Here is a 21,035-nt window from a genome sequence, read left to right as displayed (position 1 = left end):
CGGTCCCATGCCGGGACGGCCACCGAAACCGCCTGACGCCTGCCGCCCTCGCGGTCCTCGCAGTCCTCCCCGTGCGACGCCTACACGGCCCGGTACGTCACCGGATCGCTCCCCGTCACCGCCTCCGCCCGGCCCAGCTTCACCAGGCGGCGCAGATGGGCCTCGGCCTCGGAGACCGCGATGGTCCGGGATCCGTAGGGGATGTCGGCCCAGGGCCGGTTCCACTCCATGCGCTCGGCGAGCTGCCACGGGGTGAGCGGGACGGCGAGCAGGGCGAGCAGACCGGTGAGCCGCTCCTCGTGGTGGACGAGCAACTCCCGTACGCGCGCGGGGGCGTCGGTGAAGGCGTACTGGTGGGCCGGGAGCACCTCGGCCGGGGCGAGGCGGCCGACCCGCTCCAGGGAGTCGAGGTAGTCCCCGAGGGGGTCGGTGACCGTCGCGTCGTCCGGATCCTCGTACAGACCGATGTGCGGGGTGATCTCCGGGAGCAGGTGGTCGCCGGAGAACAGGCGTCCGTGGCCGGGGAGTCGGGCCGGATGGTCCTCCTCCAGGTGCAGGCAGACGTGCCCGGGTGTGTGTCCCGGGGTCCAGATCGCGCGCAACCGCCGGCCGGCGAGGTCGAGGAGGTCGCCGGGGACGATCTCGCGGTCGGGGAGGGCGGGGGAGAGGCCGGGAAGGGCGCGGCGGCGGGTGGTGGTGCGCAGCGGGGCCACGTGCTCGTCGGGAGCGCCGGCGGCCCTCAGTTTCTCCGCCATGAACGCGAACCAGAGCTCGGGCCGGTTCTCCCGCATGCGCCGGACGACCGCCGTGTCCGCCGCGTGCATCGCGATCCAGGCCCCGGACGCCTCCCTGACCTTGGCGGACAGGCCGTGGTGGTCGGGGTGGTGGTGGGTGATCACCACGCCGTGCACCTCGGTGACGGAGGTGCCGCAGCCGATGAGCCCCTCGGCCAGGAGGTTCCAGGACGCCGGATCGTCCCAGCCCGTGTCGATCAGGACAGGACCGCGGTCGGTGTCCACGACGTAGACGAGCGTGTGTCCGAGCGGGTTGTCCGGGATGGGGACCTCGATCGACCGTACGCCGCCGCCGTGATCGGTCACCTGCGCCATGGGCTCCCACCAATCGCCGTGTTGCGGTCACTATAACTAGAACCAGTTCCATTGGGAGCCCGAGTCGACCGTCGGGTGCCGTGTCCGTCCCGTGGACTCCACCGACGGGAACTGGTATCAGTTCTCGTATCTGATGATGCGTCAGGGAACGTCCTCCGGAAGGCAGTCGGCCATGACCGAGCTCGTGGAACACGGACAGCTGTTCATAGGCGGGGAGTTGACGGACCCCCTCGGCAAGGACGTCATCGAGGTGATCTCGCCGCACACGGAGCAGGTCATCGGGCGGGTGCCGCACGCCTCGGCCGGGGACGTCGACCGGGCCGTCGCCGCCGCCCGAGAGGCCTTCGACGAAGGGCCCTGGCCGCGCATGACCCTCGACGAGCGGATCGAGGTCGTCACCCGGATCAAGGACGCGATCGCCGTGCGCCACGAGGAGATCGCCCGCGTGATCTCCTCCGAGAACGGCTCCCCGTATTCGTGGAGCATCCTCGCGCAGGCCCTCGGCGCGATGATGGTGTGGGACACCGCGATCACGGTCGCGCGGAACTTCACGTACGAGGAGACGCGCGACGGAGTCCTCGGCAGGATCCTCGTCCGCCGCGAGCCGGTGGGCGTGGTGGCGGCCGTGGTTCCGTGGAACGTCCCGCAGTTCGTGGCGGCGGCCAAGCTCGCGCCCGCGCTGCTGACCGGCTGCACCGTCGTACTGAAGCCGTCGCCCGAGTCGCCCCTGGACGCGTATCTGCTGGGCGAGATCGCGAAGGAGGCCGGGCTGCCCGCGGGCGTCCTGTCGATCCTTCCCGCCGACCGCGAGGTCAGCGAGTACCTGGTCGGGCACCCCGGCATCGACAAGGTCTCCTTCACCGGATCCGTCGCGGCCGGCCGGCGGGTGATGGAGGTCGCCTCGCGCAACCTCACCCGCGTGACACTGGAGTTGGGCGGCAAGTCGGCGGCGGTCGTCCTGCCGGACGCCGACATCGACACGTCCGTCCCCGGGATCGTCTCCGCGGCGTGGATGAACAACGGCCAGGCCTGTGTCGCCCAGACCCGCATCCTCGTACCGCGCTCGCGCTACGACGAGTTCGCGGACGCCTTCGCGGCGGCGGCGAGCGCGCTGGTGGTCGGCGACCCGCTGGATCCGGCGACGCAGGTGGGCCCGCTGGTCGCCAGGCGTCAGCAGCAGCGCAGCCTCGACTACATCCGGATCGGCCAGGAGGAGGGCGCCAAGATCCTCACCGGTGGCGGCCGTCCGCCCGGCCTGGACCGCGGCTGGTACGTGGAGCCCACCCTCTTCGGCGACGTCGACAACTCCATGCGGGTCGCCCGCGAGGAGATCTTCGGCCCGGTCATCTGCCTGCTCCCGTACGGCGACGAGAGCGAGGCGGTGAAGATCGCCAACGACTCGGAGTACGGGCTGAGCGGCAGCGTCTGGACGGCGGACGTGGGGCGCGGCATCGACGTCGCCCGCCGGGTCCGTACCGGCACCTACTCCGTCAACACCTTCAGCCTCGACATGCTCGGCCCGTTCGGCGGCTACAAGAACTCCGGCCTGGGGCGGGAGTTCGGGCCCGAGGGGTACGGCGAGTTCCTCGAGCACAAGATGATCCACCTGCCCGCGGGCTGGGAGGCGTAGGGATGGGCGACCGCTGGCACCTCGAGGTCGACCGCTCCGTCTGCATCGGCTCCGCCCAGTGCACCCACCACGCCCCCGCCGCCTTCCGCCTCGACTCCGCCCGCCAGTCGCACCCGGCCGACCCCGAGACCGACGCCAACGAGAAGATCCTGGAGGCGGCGGAGGGCTGCCCGGTGGAGGCCATCATGATCACCCTGCTGGGCTCGGGGGAGCCGGTGTTCCCACCCGAGGAGTGACCGCACCGGAACCCGTGCCACACTCCGCCCCACATGCGGAAACACGAGGTGGGGAGACCGATGCGCGGGGTGGGGAGAGTGGCGGTGGCCGTCATGGCGGCGGTGCTGCTGGCGGGGTGCGGCGCGGTTGACGACGACGGCGCGGCCGGGAAGGGCGCGCCGGCGGGCAAGAGGGACGACCTGACGAGCCGGCAGGCGGTCGAGAAGGACATCCGGGCGGCCGTCGCCGCCGGGGACTTCGGCCGGGCCGAGTACGGCGAGGGGTTCTCCGAGGGGCGCCGCGCCGTCTGCGAGCTGAGCGTCACGATCCGTACCGCGGACAAGCCCGACCGGGGGCCCGTCGATGCGGCGGCGGCCGAGATGAAGGCGCGGCGGTGGAAGCGGGAGGGGGAGGTCTGGCGGGACGGGAGCGGTCAGGGCTCGTCCTTCGAGAAGGACGGCTGGACGGTGTCCCTCATCGCGGGAACCGCGAGCGCGGACAGCATCACCGCCGAACTGCCCACGGCACGGAAGACGGCTGAAGAGGGCGAGGTGGACGACTTCAGCGGCGTCTCGTTCTACGGGTTCCGGAAGGGCTGCGGCGCGGTCACGCCGAGTCCGGCCCCCTGACCTCCGTCAGGTCGATCAGACGGCAGACCGTTTCGATGTCGATCTTGACCTGGGCGATGGAGGCGCGGCCGGAGAGCCAGGTGATGAGGGCCGAGTGCCAGGTGTGCTCGATGACGCGGACCGCGGAGAGCTGCTCGGGGGTGGGGTCGTCGAGGCCCATCGCGTCCAGGATGATCACCGTGGTCTGCCGGGAGACCTGGTCGACCTCGGGGCTGACGCTGCGGTCCGCGAAGGTGAGCGCGCGGACCATCGCGTCGGCCAGGTGCGGCTCGCGCTGCAGGGCGCGGAAGGCCCGCATCAGCGTCTCGGCGACCCGCTCGGCCGCGGTGTCCCCGGCCGGCGGCTTCTTGCGGAGGGTGCCGTGCATGTGCTCCAGCTGGTCCTGCATCGTGGCGACCAGCAGATGCACCTTGGAGGGGAAGTAGCGGTACAGCGTGCCCAGCGCGACCTGCGACGACTCGGCGACCTCCCGCATCTGCACGGCGTCGAAGCCGCCCCGGCTGGCCAGTTGCGCGCTCGCGTGCAGGATGCGCCTGCGGCGCGCCTCCTGCCGCTCGGTGAGCGGGGGCGAGGCGGGCTGCGCGAGGGTGCGCGGGTTCGGGTGCACGGCCTGTGCGTCGGCGCGCGGACGGGGGTGCGCGGGGCGCTCGGCGGCGCGCGCGTTCGGGTGCGCGGGCTGCGCGCCGTCCCGCGCCGTGGTGGCTTCCGCCTTGGCTTCCGCAGGCATAAGTCCCGTTCCGTGGCATTCGGCTGGGGGAGCGAGGAGTCAGCATGGCAGGGCCCCGGGCAATCCCCAAGTCCCGTCCCCGGCCGAACAGGGCTGGTCCCTGCGCGAGTCGGTGACCGGGTCGGTCGGTCGTGGCGTGAATCACCTGATCCACGTCTCACGCCGGCCTTACCTGCCGGTAAATTCAGTGCTCCTTGAACGATCAAGTCTGAAACTTGTTCTAGATTAGCGTCCCGGCGTAATCTCGCGGGACAGTGCAGGCAGAAGGGGGCCGGGAGTGACCGCTGAGGCCAGGGAGGCGGGGCCCCAGAAGGGCTCGGCCGCCGACGGTGACCGACCCCTGCGCATCGCGCTCCTGACCTACAAGGGCAACCCGTTCTGCGGCGGCCAGGGCGTCTATGTACGACACCTCTCGCGCGAGCTCGCCCGCCTCGGTCACCAGGTCGAGGTCATCGGCTCCCAGCCCTACCCCGTGCTCGACGAGGGCGAGGGCCTCGGCGGGCTCTCCCTCACCGAGCTGCCCAGCCTCGACCTATACCGCCAGCCGGACCCCTTTCGCACCCCGAAGCGCGGCGAGTACCGGGACTGGATCGACGCCCTCGAGGTCGGCACCATGTGGACCGGCGGCTTCCCCGAGCCGCTGACCTTCTCGCTGCGCGCCCGGCGCCATCTCCGTGCCCGCCGCGGCGACTTCGACGTCGTCCACGACAACCAGACCCTGGGATACGGGCTGTTGGGGGACGTGGGCGCCCCGCTGGTCAGCACCATCCACCACCCCATCACCGTGGACCGCGGGCTGGAGCTGGACGCCGCCGCCGGATGGCGGCGCCGCATGTCCGTCCGCCGCTGGTACGCCTTCACGCGCATGCAGAAGCGCGTCGCACGCCGGCTGCCCTCCGTGCTCACCGTCTCCGGCACCTCGCGCCAGGAGATCGTCGACCACCTCGGCGTCCGCGACGACCGCATCCATGTCGTCCACATCGGCGCCGACACCGATCTTTTCTCGCCGGATCCGGCCGTTCCGCAGATCCCCGGACGGATCGTCACGACGTCCAGCGCCGACGTCCCGCTGAAGGGCCTCGTCTTCCTCGTCGAGGCGCTCGCGAAGGTGCGGGCCGAGCACCCGGGCGCGCACCTCGTCGTCGTCGGCAAGCGCGCCGAGGACGGCCCGGTCGCCCAGGCCATCGAGCGGTACGGCCTCGAAGGCGCCGTCGAGTTCGTCAAGGGGATCTCGGACGCCGAGCTCGTCGACCTCGTACGGTCGGCCGAAGTCGCCTGCGTGCCGTCCCTGTACGAGGGGTTCTCGCTGCCCGCCGCCGAGGCGATGGCCACGGGCACACCGCTGGTGGCGACGACCGGCGGAGCGATCCCGGAGGTCGCGGGCCGCGACGGCGAGACGTGCCTCGCCGTACCGCCCGGCGACCCGGGAGCCCTGGCCACCGCACTCAACCGGCTCCTCGGCGACCCGCTGCTGCGGGCGAGGCTCGGCTCCGCGGGACGGGCGCGGGTCCTGGAGCGCTTCACCTGGGCGCGGGCCGCCCAGGGCACCGTGGCCCGCTACCGCGAGGCGATCGGCGTCGCCCCGGCCCCCCTCCGCTCGGGCGGACCGAGCCCCCTCGCGGCCACACCGGACCGGGGCGCCACCCCCGTACCCGCCGTTGACACCCTCGATCGCGAAAGCAGGGCTACGTGCTGACCGTCGACTTCTCCCGGTTCCCGCTCGCCGCGGGCGACCGTGTTCTGGACCTCGGCTGCGGTGCCGGTCGGCACGCGTTCGAGTGCTACCGACGGGGCGCGCAGGTCGTCGCCCTGGACCAGAACGCCGAGGAGATCAGCGAGGTCGCGAAGTGGTTCGCGGCGATGAAGGAGGCCGGTGAGGCCCCCGCCGGCGCCACCGCGACAGCGATGGAGGGCGACGCGCTCGCGCTGCCCTTCCCCGACGAGTCCTTCGACGTCGTCATCATCTCCGAGGTCATGGAGCACATCCCGGACGACAAGGGTGTCCTCGCGGAGATGGTCCGGGTGCTGAAGCCCGGCGGCCGCATCGCGATCACCGTCCCGCGCTACGGCCCGGAGAAGGTCTGCTGGACGCTGTCCGACGCGTACCACGAGGTCGAGGGCGGCCACATCCGCATCTACAAGGCGGACGAACTCCTCACGAAGATCCGGGAGTCCGGGCTCAAGCCGTACGGCACCCACCACGCGCACGCGCTGCACTCGCCGTACTGGTGGCTGAAGTGCGCGTTCGGCGTCGACAACGACAAGGCGCTGCCGGTGCGGGCGTACCACAAGCTGCTGGTCTGGGACATCATGAAGAAGCCGCTGGCGACCCGGGTCGCCGAACAGGCGCTGAACCCGCTGATCGGCAAGAGCTTCGTGGCGTACGCGACCAAGCCCCACCTGCCCGAGGCGGCCACCCGGTGACGACACCCCGGACAGAACACCTCGTCCTGCCCGGGGTCCTCACCGCCGAGCAGGCTGCCGCCACGGTGCGCGGGATCCTCGGGGTGCAGCGCCCGGACGGCGCCATACCGTGGTTCCGCGGTCACCACCTCGACCCGTGGGACCACACCGAGGCCGCGATGGCCCTGGACGCGGCGGGGGAGCACGAGGCGGCGGAGCGCGCCTACGAGTGGCTCGCGCGCCATCAGAACGGCGACGGATCCTGGTACGCGGCCTACGCCGACGGGGACCACGAGGACGTCACCGACCGCGGCCGCGAGACCAACTTCTGCGCCTACATCGCCGTCGGTGTCTGGCACCACTACCTGGCCACCGGCGACGACACGTTCCTGGACCGGATGTGGCCGGCCGTCTACGCCGCCGTGGAGTACGTGCTCCGGCTCCAGCAGCCCGGCGGGCAGATCGGCTGGAAGCGCGAGGACGACGGCACGCCCGTCAACGACGCGCTGCTGACCGGGAGTTCGTCGGTCCACCATGCGCTGCGCTGCGCCCTTGCCATCGCCGAGCAGCGCGAAGAGCCGCAGCCCGACTGGGAGTTGGCGGTGGGCGCGCTGCGGCACGCGATCCGCAGGCATCCCGAGCGGTTCCTCGACAAGGCCCGCTACTCGATGGACTGGTACTACCCGGTGCTCGGCGGCGCGTTGACCGGCGGCGAGGCCAAGTCCCGTATCGAGGAGGGCTGGGACCGCTTCGTGGTGCCCGGGTTCGGCGTCCGCTGCGTGGTCCCCAATCCGTGGGTGACCGGCGGCGAGTCCGCCGAACTCGCCCTGGCCCTCTGGGTGGTGGGCGAGTCCGACCGCGCCCTGGAGATCCTCCAGTCCATCCAGCACCTGCGTGATCCGAAGACCGGTCTGTACTGGACGGGTTACGTCTTCGAGGACGGCGCGATCTGGCCCGAGGAGCTCACCAGCTGGACGGCCGGCTCACTGCTCCTCGCGGTGGCCGCCCTCGGCGGCGACGAACCGACCTGCGCGGTCTTCAGCGGTGAGCGCCTGCCGACCGGCCTCGACCCGGACTGCTGCCGGTAGCGACCGGGGTACGCACGCGCGCAGCCGGCCCGGAACCGGCGGGAGCCGGTTCCGGGCCGGCTGAATGCCGACCGGGGGGTCGATTCAGTGCCGGTGCATGCGGTTGGCGATCGCGTGCCCGATGAACAGGTACACGACGGCTGCCAGACCGTAGCCCGCTACCACGCGAGCCCATGCCTCGTCGAAGGTGAACAGGTCACGCGACCAGCCGGCCAGCCAGGCTGCCGCGTCATGGACGAACTGCACCAGGTCATTGGCCCGGTTCGCGTCCAGGAGATACATGAGGATCCAGAGACCGAGGATGACGGCCATGATGTCCGCGACGATCGCGATGACCGTCCCCGCCTGATTGGAACCGTTGCGATATCGAGGGGACATGACCTACGGATGGCCCCGAATTCCTGTTTGAAACCTGTACAGCCTCGAACTGGCACCCGAACGGATTTCCCCGGGTGGCGCGGCTGCCGGACCGGGGTGAGGCTGCCGGGAGAGCCGTGCACTCCCGGACCCTGGGAGGCAGTTGACCCGGAGGCCCCCGTGCCCGTACCGATACGCCGCCTGCTCGTGGCCGTCACCCTCTGCTGCGCCCTGCTCGCCGGCGCCACCGCCTGTGGCAGCGACACCCAGGACACCGCCGCGGTCGCGGCGACCCCGAGTCCGAGCAGCTCCGCCGAGAAGCAGAAGTTCGCCAAGACGCGCTTCGTGGCGAACGCGGGGCTCGCCGCCGGGGCCACGTACCAGTGGATCGTGAAGCCCTGGCGGGCCGGCAAGTTCAAGAAGGGCGCGAAGGGGCGCAAGCTCGCCCTGGTCAAGGCCGGCCTCGCGGGCACCTTCACGTACAACCGGCTCAAGGCGGCCCGCAAGAACGCCGAGGGCGACCCGACCCTCGCCAGGGCCGTCGCCCCGCTCACGGCGGGCATCGACGGACTCAAGGACCTGCCGTCCAAGCTGCGCAAGGGCGACTCGACGGACTCGGTCGCCGGGACCTTCGACGACATCATCAACCAGGTCAAGGGCGCCGGTAAGAGCGCGGGCGCGGAGGTCACGGACAAGGTGCCGTCGGCGTCCCAGCTGTCCGGGGGTAGGCCGACCGGCCAGGCCCATCGGCCTTACGGGGCCCAGGAGTTGAGGTCGTCCGGCGCGCGCCGCGTGTGCGGGTGACGGCCGCCCGGTCCGTCCGCCTCCCGGTTTCCGGCGGCTGGGGGGCCACCGGGTCCCGTCCGCCTCCCGGTTTCGGGCGGCTGGGGGCTGCGCACGCGGGCTCATCGGCCGTACGTGGTCCAGGAGTTGAGGTCGTCCGGCGCGCGCCGCGTGTGCGGGTGACGGCCGTCCGGTCCGTCCGCCTCCCGGCTTCCGGGGCTGGGGCGGCCACCGGGTCCCGTCCGCCTCCCGGCTTTCGGTGGCTGGGACGGCGGACACGCTGGCTCATCGGCCCTGCGTGGCCTAGGAGTTGAGCTCCGCCAGTACCCGCAGGGTGTGTGGGTCCGGGGACAGGGCCAGCAGGTCCGTCACCGGGCCCTTGCGCCATGCCTCCAGCCGTTCGGCGATGCGCTCGCGCGGGCCGACGAGCGAGATCTCGTCGGCGAACGCGTCCGGCACGGCGCGCACCGCCTCCTCCCTGCGCCCCTCCAGGAACAGCCGCTGGATCGTCCGCGCCGCCTCCTCGAAGCCCATCCGCCCCATCAGGTCGGCGTGGAAGTTGCGGGCCGCGTGCCCCATCCCGCCGATGTAGAAGCCGAGCATCGCCTTCACGGGCAGCAGGCCTTTGGAGACGTCGTCGCAGACGTGGACGCGGGCCATGGGGGCGATCAGGAAGCCGGCCGGGGCCGCCGCCAGCGAGGCCTCGTACACCTCCGGGCGCAGGGGGGACCAGTACAGCGGCAGCCAGCCGTCGGCGATCCGGGTGGTCTGTGCGATGTTCTTCGGGCCCTCGGCGCCGAGCAGGACGGGCAGGTCGGCCCGCAGGGGATGGGTGATCGGTTTCAGCGGTTTGCCGATGCCCGTGCCGTCGGCGCCCCGGTAGGGGAGGGCGTGGAAACGGCCGTCCAGCGCAACGGGGGCCTCGCGCCGGAGGACTTGGCGTACGACATCGACGTACTCCCGGGTCGCGGTGAGCGGGGACTTCGGGAACGGGCGGCCGTACCAGCCCTCGACGACCTGCGGCCCCGACAGGCCGAGGCCGAGCATCATCCGGCCGCCCGAGAGATGGTCGAGGGTGAGGGCGTGCATCGCGGTCGTGGTGGGGGACCGCGCGGCCATCTGCGCGACGGCCGTGCCGAGTTTGATCCGGGACGTCCGCGCCGCGATCCAGGTGAGCGGGGTGAAGGCGTCGGAGCCCCAGGACTCGGCGGTCCACACGGAGTCGTAGCCGAGCCGTTCCGCCTCCTGCGCCAGCGGGAGATGGTCCGCGGAGGGGCCACGCCCCCAGTAGCCGAGCGCCAGACCGAGCCGCATGTCCCCTCCAGCATCCGTGTTCTGACTGACCGTCAGATTCTTGCCGAAGGGCGACTGTACGACAACGGCCCCCCGCCTGGAAGGGCGAGGGGCCGTACGGAGAGCGGGCGTCAGCCGCGCTGGATTCCCGTCGTGTCCTGCAGGACGCCGCGGCGGCCGTCCTGCGTCTGGGCCACCAGGCTCGGACCGCGCTGCTCGACCGCCAGGTACCAGGTGCCCGGCGCCAGTTCGGCGATCGGGGCCGGCGAACCGTCCTCCCCGTACAGCGGCCGGGCCACCGGAACGGCGAACCAGAACGGCGAGAAGTCACCGGCGGGCTGCTGCGCCTGCGGGGCATGCGCCTGCGGAGCCTGCGCCTGCTGCGGCTGACCGGGCTGACCCGGCTGGCCGCCGTACGGCTGGCCCGGACCCGGCTGCGGGTGCGCCCCGTAGGGCTGACCCGGCTGTCCGGGGGCGCCCGGGTAGCCGTAACCGCCCTGCGGCTGGGCGCCGTAGGGCTGGGGGGCGGCGGGCTTGGGGGCGCCGATGAGGGCGACCTTCAGGAAGGGGAGCAGCGGGCTGGTGATCGCCGCGGCCGCCAGGATGAGCGCGGCGATGAAGCTGAGGATCAGGCCCGTGCCCGCGTCGATCGAGTCACCGAACTGCGGCATGTTGTCGACCGCGCTCGAGGGGTCGGCGAGGTTGCCCAGTCCGCTCCAGGCGGCGAAGACCGTGAAGGCGACACCGAACTGGCCGAGGTCAAGACCGGCGACCTTCGGGACCTGCGGCAGCAGCCGGGAGACGACGATGAGCGCGGCGCCGATGATCCCCGCGAGGGTGACGCTCAGCAGGATTCCCCCGCTTCCCCAAGCGCTGGGGAAGTCGTAGCTGCTGGGGGCTCCGTCGGCCGAGTAGATGTCGAGGAACGACGCGATGAACAGCAATACCGCTGCTCCGATCACCACGCCGTCGCCTCGAGTGAGGGAGCGGATATTCACTTCAGGTCCTTCGTCAGTCGTCTCGTCGTCGGTGGAGGCGTCGCTGTCTCCCTGCCGCCCTCAAGCGGCAGGTCGAAGCGCGGGGGTGGCCCCTCATCGTAGGGACGACACTATCGCCCGCTCTGCCGGGCTGTCCGCCGGGTGCAACTCACTGATCGCTACCCGTGCAGGAAACTCACGATTCCCTCAGAGATCCCCCGCGCCGCTTTCTCCCGCCAGGCGCCGCTGGTCAGCAGCGCCGCGTCCTTGCTATCGCGCATGTTGCCGCACTCGATGAACACCTTCGGAACCGTTGACAGATTGAGACCGCCCAGGTCCTCACGCGTGACCAGCCCGGTGCCGTCGCCGATGTAGTTGGCGGGCGCGCTGCCCGTGACGCGGACGAAGTTGCCCGCGATCCGCTCACCCAGATCCTTGGAGGGGCCGACGATCGGCCGGGTGTCCGCGGCGCCCGCGTGCACGGAACCGGGCAGGATCACATGGAATCCGCGGTTGCCGGCCGCCACGCCGTCCGCGTGCACGGAGACCGCGGCGTCGGCGTGTGCCTTGTTGCCGATCCGCGCCCGCTCGTCGACGCAGGGCCCCCAGGGCCGGTCGCCGTCATGGGTGAACACGACCGTGGCTCCCTGCTCTTGAAGCAGAGTGCGCGCCCGGCGCGCGACGTCGAGGGTGAACTCGGCTTCCGTGTACCCGGCGTTGGTGGAGGTGCCGGTCGTATCGCACTCCTTCCAGTTCGTACCGATATCCACCTGGCGGTTGATGTCGGCCGTGTGCTGGAAGTTGCCGGCATTGTGGCCGGGGTCGATGGCGACGACCTTGCCCGTGAGGGGGCCGGAACCGGCGGGGCGCGACGCGGAGGGCTTCCTGGTGGGCGTCGATGTGGCCGGCGTGCTCGGTTTGCCGTCGGCCTTGTGGGACGCCGTCGCGGGCGCGGAGGACGAGGAGGGCGACCGCGGCGCGGTCTTGTCCGACCCGCCCCCGTCTCCCGAGTCGCCCACCGCCTGCCACACCAGCCAGCCGGCCAGCGCGCCGGGGACCAGCGCGGCGACGGCGACGGTCAACGGGCCCCGCCGCGAGCGGCGCGGCCGGGGAGGTTCGAAGTCAGGACCTACGTACGACACGTCAGTGACTCTATCCGCGGCCTCAGATCCCCGCCCGCGTTCGCCGCAGGACGCGCAGCGAGTCCGCCACCGTGATTTCGGTGAACGCACCGGACTCCAAGGCCCTGAGGTAGACGCGGTAGGGCGCCTGCCCCGTGAACTCGTCGGCCGGATCCGGGAACACGTCGTGGATCACCAGCAGACCGCCTTCGGCCAGATGGGGCGCCCAGCCCTCGTAGTCCCCGTTCGCGTGCTCGTCGGTGTGGCCGCCGTCGATGAAGACGAGGCCGACGGGCGTGCGCCAGAGGGCGGCGATCTGCGGCGAGCGGCCGACGACCGCGACCACGTGGTCCTCGAGGCCCGCCCGGTGGAGCGTGCGGCGGAAGGCGGGCAGGGTGTCCATGCGGCCGACCTCGGGGTCGACCGTCTCGGGGTCGTGGTACTCCCAGCCGGGCTGCTGCTCCTCGCTGCCGCGGTGGTGGTCGACCGTGACGGCCGTGACCCCGGCCTCGCGGGCCGCGCCGGCGAGCAGGATCGTGGAGCGCCCGCAGTAGGTGCCGACCTCCAGCAGCGGCAGCCCCAGCCGGCCCGCCTCGACGGCGGCCTCGTACAGCGCCAGCCCTTCGCCGACGGGCATGAACCCCTTCGCGGCCTCGAAGGCGGCGAGGATCTCCGGCTTGGGTGCCGCGGGCATGGGGGTCCTCCATCGTGTACGAACCTGTGGACGCCCCATGGTGCCCCACCACCGGTACGCGACCGCGGGCGCCCCGTGGTGCGCCACGTCCGGTACGCGACCGCGGGCGCCCCGTGGTGCGCCACGTCCGGTACGCGACCGCGGGCACCCTGTCGTGCGCCACCTCCGGAACACGACCGCGTGCGCCCCGTCGGGTACGCGACCGCCGGTGCCACCCCGTCGCGCTCGATAGTGGTGCACGGGTCCGTCGCCGCTCCACGACGCACGACACCCCCGTCGCGTGGGCGACGGGGGTGTTCGGGACGGCGGGAGGGGCGGGCAGGTCAGGCCGGGACGCCCGCGCTCCGGGCCGGCAGCGCGAGGTCCAGTTCGACCGGGCGGTCGTCGCCGGCGTGGGTCGCCGACGAGGCGAGCGGACCGTGGCCTGCGGCCTTCGCGGCGAGGACGTACGCCCCCTCGGCCGGCACGGCCAGCGCGTAGCTGCCGTCCTCGGCGGAGAGCGTGGCGCCCGCCTGCCGGCCGCGGCGGTCGATCAGCGTGACCTTGGCGCGGGGAACCGGAGCGCCCTCGACGTCCACGACCCGGCCGCGGAAGCCGCCGAGCACCTCGTGCGCCCGCTCCAGTGCCGCGTCCTCCTCGCTGCTCGCGCGCAGCTGCGGCTTGGCCGCCTGGCGCTGCCGGGGGAGGAAGAGCGCCATGAGCAGACCGACGGCCACCGCGCCCGTCGCGATCAGGAAGGACACCCGGAAGCCGTGCATGGTCGGGATCGCGACGCCGCCGACGTGGTTCGCCGTGTTGGCGAGCACCATGCCGATGACGGCGCTCGACACGGACGTACCGATGGAGCGCATCAGGGTGTTGAGGCCGTTGGCGGCGCCCGTCTCCGACGCCGGGACGGAGCCGACGATCAGCGCCGGGAGCGAGGAGTAGGCGAGGCCGATGCCGGCGCCGAGGATCACCGCGATCACGATCGTCTGCCAGGCGGCGCTCATCAGGCCGAGGCCCGCGCCGTAGCCGATCGCGATGATCAGCATGCCGAGGATCAGCGTGACCTTGGGGCCGTACTTCGCCGACAGGCGGGCGTAGACGGGGGCGGTGAACATCATCGTCAGGCCGAGGGGCGCCACGCACAGACCCGCGACGACCATCGACTGGCCGAGGCCGTACCCGGTGGACCTGGGCAGCTGGAGCAGCTGCGGCAGGACGAGGGAGACAGCGTAGAACGCGACACCGACCATGATCGAGGCGAGGTTGGTGAAGAGCACCGAGCGGCGGGCCGTGGTGCGCAGGTCGACCAGCGGAGCCTTCATGCGCAGCTCCATCACGCCCCACAGCAGGAGGACGACGGCCGCCGCGCCGAACAGGCCGAGTGTGGTGCCGGAGGTCCAGCCCCAGTCGCTGCCCTTGGTGATCGGCAGCAGGAAGAGGACGAGGCCGGCGGAGAGGCCTATCGCGCCCAGCACGTCGAAGGTGCCCGGGGCGCGCATCGGGGATTCCGGTACGGCGACGAGGGTCAGCACGATCGAGACGACACCGAGGCCGGCGGCGAGGAAGAAGAGGGCGTGCCAGTCGGCGTGCTGCGCGACCAGCGCCGCGATCGGCAGCGCGAGTCCGCCGCCGACGCCGATCGAGGAGCTCATCAGGGCCATCGCCGAGCCGAGCTTCTCGCGGGGCAGCATGTCGCGCATCAGACCGATGCCCAGCGGGATCGCACCCATGGCGAAGCCCTGCAGGGCGCGGCCGAGGATCATCACGAGCAGTGCACTGGTGAAGCCGGCGATCAGGGAGCCCACGACCATCACGGACAGGCTCAGCAGCAGCATGCGCCGCTTGCCGTAGAGGTCGCCGAGGCGGCCCATGATCGGGGTGGCCACGGCTCCCGCGAGCAGGGTGGAGGTCAACACCCAGGTGGCGTTGCTGGGGGCGGTGCCCAGCAGCTCCGGCAGGTCCTTGATCACCGGGACGAGCAGGGTCTGCATCACCGCGACAACGATGCCCGCGAAGGCCAGCACCGGCACGATCGCGCCGCTCGGCCTCCGAGTGGGCTGGTCGGTCGTCGTGTGCGTCATGGCGTAGGGCCTCCAGGCCGGAAGGAGCGGGGTGGGGATCCGTGCGGGACGCGAACAGGGTCATCCGTGCGGGATACGTGTAATCCGAACCCCGTGCGCCGGGGCAACTATTCCGATGCTTTGGCGTACTAACGAATTCTTGACCTTCTCATGGGTATCTGACCTACCGTTAGAGTAGAACGTGTTCTAGTCTGGCGCCCCACCTCGGGCCTGGGGAGGCGCGCATGGGCATCGGCATCACACCGGAGCAGCGGGAGCTGGCCGACGCGGTACGTGGGTGGATCGCGCGGGCCGCACCGCCCGAGGAGGTCCGCAAGCTGCTCGACGCGCCGGGCGGCGGCAGGCCGTCCTACTGGGACGGCCTCGCCGCACAGGGACTGCTCGCCGTGCATCTTCCCGAGGAGTGCGGGGGCGGGGGCGGAGGCCTGGTGGAGCTGGCCGTCGTCGTGGAGGAAGCGGCACGTGCCGCGCTGCCGGGGCCGTACCTCGCGAGCGTGCTGGCCTCGGCGGTACTGGCGGCGGCGGGCGCGAAGGGGCTCGCGGGCGCGGTGGCCGACGGATCACTCCTCGCGGCCGTGGCGTTCGGGCCGGGCTCCCTGACCGCTGTGCCGACGGACGACGGATACGTCCTCGACGGTCAGGCGCCGCCCGTCCTGTCCGGTGCCGACGCGGACGTGCTGATCCTGGCGGCCGCCACCGAGGGCGGCACGGTGTGGGCGGCCGTGGACGCCGCCGGTCTCGCCGTACGGGCGCACGAGAGCGCCGACCCGACGCGGGCGACCGCCGAGGTCCGGGCGACGGGCTTACGGGTCCCGGCCGGCCGGATCCTCGCCGTCGACTCCGTCCTCGTCCGCGATCTCGCCTCCGTCGTCCTCGCCGCGGACGCCTGCGGCACCGCCGCCTGGGCGCTGGACACCGCGTCCGCGCATGCGAAGGTACGGGAGCAGTTCGGCCGGCCCATCGGCCGCTTCCAGGGCGTCAAGCACCTGTGCGCCGACATGCTGGTGCGGCTCGAACAGGCCCGGGCGCTCACCTGGGACGCCGCTCGGGCCGCTCAGGAACCCGACGGAACACGGGAGTTGGCGACCGCCCTCGCCGTCGGGACCGCCCTCGACACCGCCTGCTCCTGCACCAAGGACTGCATCCAGATCCTCGGCGGCATCGGCTTCACCTGGGAACACGACGCCCATCTGTATCTGCGCCGGGCCCTGGTGGCGCGGCAGCTGATCGGAGGCGGGGACGCACACCGGCTGCGCGCGGTGCGGCTTGCGGCGGCCGGCGCCCGGCGGGAGCTGCGCCTGGAGCTGCCCGCGGAGGCATCGAAGCACCGGGCGTCGGCCCGCGAGGTGATCGGGGAAGCGCGCGGCCTCGCTCCCGCGGAGGTGCGACGCCTGCTCGCGCCCACCGGGTACGCCGCCCCGCATCTGCCGGCGCCGTACGGACTCGGCGCGGGACCCGTCCAACAGCTCGCCGTTCAGCAGGAGTTGGCGGCGGCCGGCGTACGGCTCAGCGATCTGGGGATCGCCACCTGGGTCGTGCCGTCCCTGATCGCGTACGGCACACCGGAGCAGCAGGACCGCTACCTCCTGCCCACCCTGCGCGGGGACCTCCTGTGGTGCCAGCTCTTCTCCGAGCCGGGCGCCGGATCCGACCTCGCCTCGCTGCGGACCCGCGCCGAGCGGACCGCCGACGGGCGCTGGCGCGTCAACGGGCAGAAGGTGTGGACGAGCGCGGCCCAATGGGCGGACCACGGGATCCTGCTCGCGCGGACGAACCCGGACGCGCCGAAGCACAAGGGCCTCACCTACTTCGTCGTCGACATGAAGAACACCGAAGGCATCGACATCCGCCCCCTGAAGGAGATCACCGGCGACTCCCTCTTCAACGAGGTCTACTTCGACGACGTGTCGCTGCCGGCGGACGCGGTCGTCGGCGAGGTCGACGACGGCTGGCGGGTCGCCCGCAACACCCTCGGCAACGAACGCGTCCACATGGCCGACCAGTTGACCTTCGACACCGGTCTCGAAGCCCTGCTCGCACGGGCGGACGAGGTCGACGGGGGCCGGCTGGGCACCCTGCTCGCCGAGGCGCAGGCGCTCGCCTGCATCGGACTGCGGACGACGCTGCGGCAGGTGTCCGGGCTGGATCCCGGCGCGGGCGCCTCGGTGCGCAAGCTCGTCCAGACCGGCCACCAGCAGAAGGTCGCCGAGCTCGCGCTCGAACTCCTCGGGCCCGCGGGCGCGGTGCGGGAGGGCGCCGGCGAGCGGGCCGTGCACGGTTTCCTGCTCTCCCGCTGCCTGACCATCGCGGGCGGCACCACCCAGGTCCAGCTCAATGTCGTCGCCGAGCGCATCCTCGGCCTGCCACGGGATTAGGAGTGCGATGAAGGCGTACGTCGTCGGGGTCGGCATGACGAAGTTCGAGAAGCCCGAGACCCGGGAGTGGCAGTACTGGGACATGGCGAAGGAGGCGGGCACCAACGCCCTCTCGGACGCCGGGATCCCGTACACCGAAGTGGAGCAGGTGCCCGTCGGGTACTGCTTCCAGGCCTCGACCGCGGGCCAGCGGGCCGCCTACGAACTGGGCCTGACCGGAGTGCCCGTCTACAACGTGAACAACAACTGCGCCACCGGATCGACCGCGTTGATGCTCGCCCGCCAGCTCGTCGAGGGCGGTGCCGGTGACTGCGTCCTGGCGCTCGGGTTCGAGAAGATGAAGCGCGGGGCGCTCGGGGGCGGCGCCGACGGAGGCGACTTCTCGACCTCACCCGTGGCCCGGCACTACGGCGTGATGGCCGCCCGGCACGGCTTCGAGATGACACCGCCCACCGCGCAGATCTTCGGCAACGCGGCACGCGAGCACATGGAGCGCTACGGCACCACCGAGGCGCAACTGGCCGCCGTCGGCGCCAAGAACCACCGGCACTCGGCGAACAACCCCTACGCCCAGTTCCAGGACGTGTACTCGGTCGACGAGATCCTCGCCGCGAAGACCGTCCACCGGCCGCTCACCAAGCTCCAGTGCTCGCCGACCTCGGACGGAGCGGCGGCGGCCGTCGTCGTGTCCGAACGCTTCGTCGAGCGCCACGGACTCGGCGCCAGGGCCGTGGAGATCGTCGCCCAGGCGATGACCACCGACACCGAGGAGTCCTTCGCCTCCGGCTCGTGCATCGACGTCGTCGGGCAGCCGATGTCCCGGGAGGCGGCCCGTCAGGTGTACGAGCGGTCGGGCCTCGGCATCGAGGACGTGCACGTCGTGGAACTGCACGACTGCTTCTCCGTCAACGAACTGCTGACGTACGAGGCGCTCGGCATGTGCGGTCCGGGGGAGTCCGGCAAGCTCGTCGAGTCGGGGGCGACGACGTACGGCGGGCGGTGGGTCGTGAACCCGTCCGGCGGGCTGATCTCCAAGGGGCATCCGCTGGGCGCGACCGGGATCGCACAGGTCGCCGAGCTGACCTGGCAGCTGCGGGGCGAGGCGGGCGCCCGGCAGGTCCCCCACGCGCGCGTGGGGCTCGCGCACAACATCGGCCTCGGCGGCGCCGCGGTGGTGACGCTGCTGCGGACGGGGGAGTAACCGCCGGGCGCCGACGGGAAGGTGACGACAGGGCCTAAGTCCGGAGACCTAGGCGGTGTGCAGCGAAATCCCGATGCAAGGGGCGTAGCCGGGTTGAGAGCATGACACCCATGCTCCGAGCCGCTGAAGACACGTCCATATCGCTCCGCACCGCGCCGCCCACCTGGGTGGTGGTCGCGCTCGCCTGCGCCGGACAGTTCCTGGTCGTCCTCGACGTGTCCGTCGTCAATGTGGCGCTGCCGTCCATGCGGACCGACCTGGGCCTGAGCGCGCCGGGGCTGCAATGGGTGGTGAACGCGTACGCCATCGCCTTCGCCGGGTTCATGCTGCTCGGCGGACGGGCCGGCGACCTGTACGGGCGCAAGCGGATGTTCCTGGTCGGGCTCGCCCTCTTCACGCTCGCCTCGCTGGGCGGCGGCCTCGCCCAGGAGGGCTGGCAGCTGCTGGTGGCGCGGGCGGCGCAGGGCCTGGGTGCCGCCGTACTGGCACCCTCCACGCTGACGATCCTCACCTCGGCCGTCCCGGAGGGCCCCGCACGCGCGCGTGCCATCGCGACCTGGACGGCCGTCGGCGCCGGCGGCGGCGCGGCGGGCGGGCTGGTCGGCGGACTACTGGTGGACGGCCTCTCGTGGCGGTGGGTGCTGCTGATCAACGTGCCGGTCGGGGCCGTCGTGCTGACCGGGGCCGCGCGGTGGCTCGTCGAGAGCCGGGCCGGTGCGCGGCGACGGCTCGACCTGCCGGGCGCGCTGCTGGTGACGGCGGGGCTCGCGACGCTCGCCTACGGGATCGTGCAGACGGAGGCCGAGGGGTGGGCGGCGGCCGCGACGCTGGTGCCGCTGATCTCCGGACTCGCCCTGATCGGCCTGTTCCTGCTGGTGGAGTCGCGGACGAAGGCACCGCTGATGCCGCTGAAGCTGCTCCGGCTGCGGTCGGTGTCCTCGGCGAACGCGGCCATGTTCCTCTCCGGCTGCGCGATGTTCTGCATGTGGTTCTTCATGACGCTGTACCTGCAGAACGTGCTCGGCTACACGCCGCTGGGCGCGGGACTCGCACTGGTCCCGAGCTCGCTCGCGGTGGTCGTCGGATCGAAGCTGGCCCCGCGCCTCATGCCGGTGGTCGGGGCGCGCAACGTGGCGGTCCTCGGCACCCTGGTGGCCGCGGCGGGATTCGGCTGGCAGTCGACGATGACGGCGGACGGGACGTATCTCACCGCCGTCCTGGTCCCGGGAATCCTGATGATGGCAGGCGCCGGCCTGGCCGCGACACCGCTGGCCTCGCTCGCCACCTCGGGCGCCGCCGCCGGGGACGCCGGGCTGGTGTCGGGCCTGATCAACACCTCGCGGACGATGGGCGGTTCGCTCGGCCTGGCCGTCATGTCGACGATCGCGGCGGCCCGTACGGCGGGCAGCGGCTCGGCCGAGGCCCTCACCGCCGGATACGCGCTGGTGTTCCGCACGAGCGGTGTCATCCTGCTGGTCGGCACGGTGGTGATGCTGCTGTGGCTGCCGCGGAAGGTCGCCGCGAACTGAGGGGCGACCGGATCGCCCGGCGGCAGTTGCCAGCGGCCGTTGCCGGTTGCCCGGCGGCCGTTGCCAGTTACCAGTAGCCAGGCGGCCGTTGGCCGTTGTTGTTCGGCTGTGGGCTGTGGGCTGTGGGCTGTCGGCCGTCAGTCAGAGCCAGCCCTGCTGCCGGGCCTCGCGCATCGCTTCCATGCGATTGCGGGTCCCGGTCTTGCCGATGGCGGAGGAGAGGTAGTTGCGGACCGTCGACTCGGAGAGGTGGAGCTTGGCGGCGATGTCCGAGACGGTGGCGCCGTCCACCGACGCCTTGAGCACATCGCACTCACGGGCGGTGAGCGGATTGGGCCCGGCACTCAGTGCGGCCGCTGCGAGCGCCGGGTCGATCACGGTCTCACCGGTCAGCACCCGGCGGATCGCCTGGGCGAGCTCCTCCACGGGCCCGTCCTTGACGAGGAACCCCGCGGCACCGGCCTCCATGGCGCGCCGCAGATACCCGGGGCGACCGAAGGTGGTCAGGATCAGCACCCGGCAGTCGGGGGCCTGCTCCCGCAGCTCGGCGGCCGCGTCCAGACCGCTCATCCCGGGCAACTCGATGTCCAGCAGCGCCACATCGGGCCGACGCGTCAGCACGGTGTCGACGATCACGTCCCCGGCCCCGACCTGGGCCACGACCTCGATGTCCGCCTCCATCCCGAGCAGCAGGGCGAGGGCGCCGCGCATCATGCCCTGGTCCTCGGCGAGCAGCACTCTGATGGACTTCGCGGGGCGGTGGTCCCGGGGCATCTCGTTCACGGGGCAAGGGTAGGCGGCCCGGTGGGGGCCGGCGCGTCATGGGCGGGCAGG

At 72.1% G+C, this 21,035-nt stretch carries 19 protein-coding genes; 10 read left to right on the top strand and 9 right to left on the bottom strand.

Annotated features, from left to right (window positions below):
• Positions 1-80: 80 nt before the first annotated feature.
• Entirely contained in the window at positions 81-1,109 is a 1,029-nt protein-coding gene (locus ACFWM2_RS32445; protein WP_383287359.1) for an MBL fold metallo-hydrolase, read from the bottom strand.
• Positions 1,110-1,281: 172 nt separating this feature from the next.
• Between ACFWM2_RS32445 and ACFWM2_RS32440 the strand changes: the two genes are divergently transcribed.
• Genes ACFWM2_RS32440 through ACFWM2_RS32430 form a run of 3 tightly spaced genes read left to right on the top strand, consistent with a single transcriptional unit; the run spans position 1,282 to position 3,584 of the window.
• Positions 1,282-2,739 (top strand): aldehyde dehydrogenase, encoded by a 1,458-nt coding sequence (locus ACFWM2_RS32440; protein WP_383287357.1) that lies wholly within the window; start codon positions 1,282-1,284, stop codon positions 2,737-2,739.
• A gap of 2 nt (positions 2,740-2,741) precedes the next feature.
• The gene (locus ACFWM2_RS32435; protein WP_383287355.1) at positions 2,742-2,975 is read left to right on the top strand and encodes a ferredoxin; all 234 of its coding nucleotides are present in this window, start codon (positions 2,742-2,744) and stop codon (positions 2,973-2,975) included.
• Positions 2,976-3,008: 33 nt separating this feature from the next.
• Complete coding sequence (locus tag ACFWM2_RS32430) at positions 3,009-3,584, top strand: hypothetical protein (protein WP_383287353.1); 576 nt, start codon at positions 3,009-3,011, stop codon at positions 3,582-3,584.
• On the opposite strand, the gene ACFWM2_RS32425 is transcribed toward ACFWM2_RS32430, so the two are convergent.
• The gene (locus ACFWM2_RS32425; protein WP_383287351.1) at positions 3,562-4,311 is read right to left on the bottom strand and encodes a TetR family transcriptional regulator; all 750 of its coding nucleotides are present in this window, start codon (positions 4,309-4,311) and stop codon (positions 3,562-3,564) included. The two genes, ACFWM2_RS32430 and ACFWM2_RS32425, sit on opposite strands and share 23 nt — an antisense overlap.
• A 277-nt stretch (positions 4,312-4,588) precedes the next feature.
• On the opposite strand from ACFWM2_RS32425, the gene ACFWM2_RS32420 reads away from it, so the two are divergent.
• Genes ACFWM2_RS32420 through ACFWM2_RS32410 form a run of 3 tightly spaced genes read left to right on the top strand, consistent with a single transcriptional unit; the run spans position 4,589 to position 7,802 of the window.
• Entirely contained in the window at positions 4,589-6,007 is a 1,419-nt protein-coding gene (locus ACFWM2_RS32420; RefSeq protein ID WP_383287349.1) for a glycosyltransferase family 4 protein, read from the top strand.
• Positions 6,001-6,735 carry a class I SAM-dependent methyltransferase gene (locus ACFWM2_RS32415; protein ID WP_383287347.1) on the top strand — a complete coding sequence of 245 codons (735 nt, stop codon included), beginning with the start codon at positions 6,001-6,003 and terminating at the stop codon, positions 6,733-6,735. The genes ACFWM2_RS32420 and ACFWM2_RS32415 overlap by 7 nt, the downstream gene beginning before the upstream one ends.
• Positions 6,732-7,802 (top strand): prenyltransferase, encoded by a 1,071-nt coding sequence (locus ACFWM2_RS32410; RefSeq protein ID WP_383287345.1) that lies wholly within the window; start codon positions 6,732-6,734, stop codon positions 7,800-7,802. The genes ACFWM2_RS32415 and ACFWM2_RS32410 overlap by 4 nt, the downstream gene beginning before the upstream one ends.
• 84 nt (positions 7,803-7,886) lie before the next feature.
• Here the strand turns inward: ACFWM2_RS32410 and ACFWM2_RS32405 are convergent, their stop codons facing one another.
• The gene (locus ACFWM2_RS32405) at positions 7,887-8,180 is read right to left on the bottom strand and encodes a hypothetical protein (protein ID WP_383287343.1); all 294 of its coding nucleotides are present in this window, start codon (positions 8,178-8,180) and stop codon (positions 7,887-7,889) included.
• 159 nt (positions 8,181-8,339) lie between these two features.
• Between ACFWM2_RS32405 and ACFWM2_RS32400 the strand changes: the two genes are divergently transcribed.
• The gene (locus ACFWM2_RS32400) at positions 8,340-8,963 is read left to right on the top strand and encodes a hypothetical protein (protein WP_383287341.1); all 624 of its coding nucleotides are present in this window, start codon (positions 8,340-8,342) and stop codon (positions 8,961-8,963) included.
• Positions 8,964-9,245: 282 nt separating this feature from the next.
• Here the strand turns inward: ACFWM2_RS32400 and ACFWM2_RS32395 are convergent, their stop codons facing one another.
• From ACFWM2_RS32395 to ACFWM2_RS32375, 5 genes are all read right to left on the bottom strand, one after another.
• Positions 9,246-10,256: an LLM class F420-dependent oxidoreductase gene (locus ACFWM2_RS32395; RefSeq protein WP_383287339.1), complete on the bottom strand. Its 1,011-nt coding sequence runs from the start codon at positions 10,254-10,256 to the stop codon at positions 9,246-9,248.
• 110 nt (positions 10,257-10,366) lie between these two features.
• Complete coding sequence (locus ACFWM2_RS32390; protein ID WP_383287337.1) at positions 10,367-11,233, bottom strand: hypothetical protein; 867 nt, start codon at positions 11,231-11,233, stop codon at positions 10,367-10,369.
• 158 nt (positions 11,234-11,391) lie between these two features.
• Positions 11,392-12,354 (bottom strand): N-acetylmuramoyl-L-alanine amidase, encoded by a 963-nt coding sequence (locus tag ACFWM2_RS32385; RefSeq protein ID WP_383287335.1) that lies wholly within the window; start codon positions 12,352-12,354, stop codon positions 11,392-11,394.
• Positions 12,355-12,376: 22 nt separating this feature from the next.
• Positions 12,377-13,027, bottom strand: a complete 651-nt coding sequence (locus ACFWM2_RS32380) for a class I SAM-dependent methyltransferase (protein ID WP_383287333.1) — start codon at positions 13,025-13,027, stop codon at positions 12,377-12,379.
• Between the two features lie 323 nt (positions 13,028-13,350).
• Positions 13,351-15,096: an MFS transporter gene (locus tag ACFWM2_RS32375; protein WP_383287331.1), complete on the bottom strand. Its 1,746-nt coding sequence runs from the start codon at positions 15,094-15,096 to the stop codon at positions 13,351-13,353.
• 224 nt (positions 15,097-15,320) lie between these two features.
• On the opposite strand from ACFWM2_RS32375, the gene ACFWM2_RS32370 reads away from it, so the two are divergent.
• The 3 genes from ACFWM2_RS32370 (at position 15,321) to ACFWM2_RS32360 (ending at position 20,201) form a co-directional block, all read left to right on the top strand.
• Positions 15,321-17,471: an acyl-CoA dehydrogenase gene (locus ACFWM2_RS32370; RefSeq protein WP_383287329.1), complete on the top strand. Its 2,151-nt coding sequence runs from the start codon at positions 15,321-15,323 to the stop codon at positions 17,469-17,471.
• A 7-nt stretch (positions 17,472-17,478) separates the two neighbouring features.
• Positions 17,479-18,672 carry a lipid-transfer protein gene (locus ACFWM2_RS32365; protein ID WP_383287327.1) on the top strand — a complete coding sequence of 398 codons (1,194 nt, stop codon included), beginning with the start codon at positions 17,479-17,481 and terminating at the stop codon, positions 18,670-18,672.
• 101 nt (positions 18,673-18,773) lie between these two features.
• Positions 18,774-20,201: an MFS transporter gene (locus ACFWM2_RS32360; protein WP_383287325.1), complete on the top strand. Its 1,428-nt coding sequence runs from the start codon at positions 18,774-18,776 to the stop codon at positions 20,199-20,201.
• Between the two features lie 141 nt (positions 20,202-20,342).
• On the opposite strand, the gene ACFWM2_RS32355 is transcribed toward ACFWM2_RS32360, so the two are convergent.
• Positions 20,343-20,975, bottom strand: a complete 633-nt coding sequence (locus ACFWM2_RS32355; RefSeq protein WP_383287440.1) for a response regulator — start codon at positions 20,973-20,975, stop codon at positions 20,343-20,345.
• Positions 20,976-21,035: the final 60 nt, after the last annotated feature.

It is taken from the genome of Streptomyces sp. NPDC058371, from assembly GCF_042723265.1.
Taxonomy (GTDB): domain Bacteria; phylum Actinomycetota; class Actinomycetes; order Streptomycetales; family Streptomycetaceae; genus Streptomyces.
This window is presented reverse-complemented; position numbering and strand designations above follow the sequence as displayed.

Coding starts and splice junctions, on each gene's coding strand:
- ACFWM2_RS32445 (WP_383287359.1), bottom strand. CDS start 1,109: ATGGCGCAGGTGACCGATCACGGCGGCGGCGTACGGTCGATCGAGGTC.
- ACFWM2_RS32440 (WP_383287357.1), top strand. CDS start 1,282: ATGACCGAGCTCGTGGAACACGGACAGCTGTTCATAGGCGGGGAGTTG.
- ACFWM2_RS32435 (WP_383287355.1), top strand. CDS start 2,742: ATGGGCGACCGCTGGCACCTCGAGGTCGACCGCTCCGTCTGCATCGGC.
- ACFWM2_RS32430 (WP_383287353.1), top strand. CDS start 3,009: ATGCGGAAACACGAGGTGGGGAGACCGATGCGCGGGGTGGGGAGAGTG.
- ACFWM2_RS32425 (WP_383287351.1), bottom strand. CDS start 4,311: ATGCCTGCGGAAGCCAAGGCGGAAGCCACCACGGCGCGGGACGGCGCG.
- ACFWM2_RS32405 (WP_383287343.1), bottom strand. CDS start 8,180: ATGTCCCCTCGATATCGCAACGGTTCCAATCAGGCGGGGACGGTCATC.
- ACFWM2_RS32395 (WP_383287339.1), bottom strand. CDS start 10,256: ATGCGGCTCGGTCTGGCGCTCGGCTACTGGGGGCGTGGCCCCTCCGCG.
- ACFWM2_RS32380 (WP_383287333.1), bottom strand. CDS start 13,027: ATGCCCGCGGCACCCAAGCCGGAGATCCTCGCCGCCTTCGAGGCCGCG.
- ACFWM2_RS32375 (WP_383287331.1), bottom strand. CDS start 15,096: ATGACGCACACGACGACCGACCAGCCCACTCGGAGGCCGAGCGGCGCG.
- ACFWM2_RS32370 (WP_383287329.1), top strand. CDS start 15,321: ATGGGCATCGGCATCACACCGGAGCAGCGGGAGCTGGCCGACGCGGTA.
- ACFWM2_RS32365 (WP_383287327.1), top strand. CDS start 17,479: ATGAAGGCGTACGTCGTCGGGGTCGGCATGACGAAGTTCGAGAAGCCC.
- ACFWM2_RS32360 (WP_383287325.1), top strand. CDS start 18,774: ATGACACCCATGCTCCGAGCCGCTGAAGACACGTCCATATCGCTCCGC.
- ACFWM2_RS32355 (WP_383287440.1), bottom strand. CDS start 20,975: ATGCCCCGGGACCACCGCCCCGCGAAGTCCATCAGAGTGCTGCTCGCC.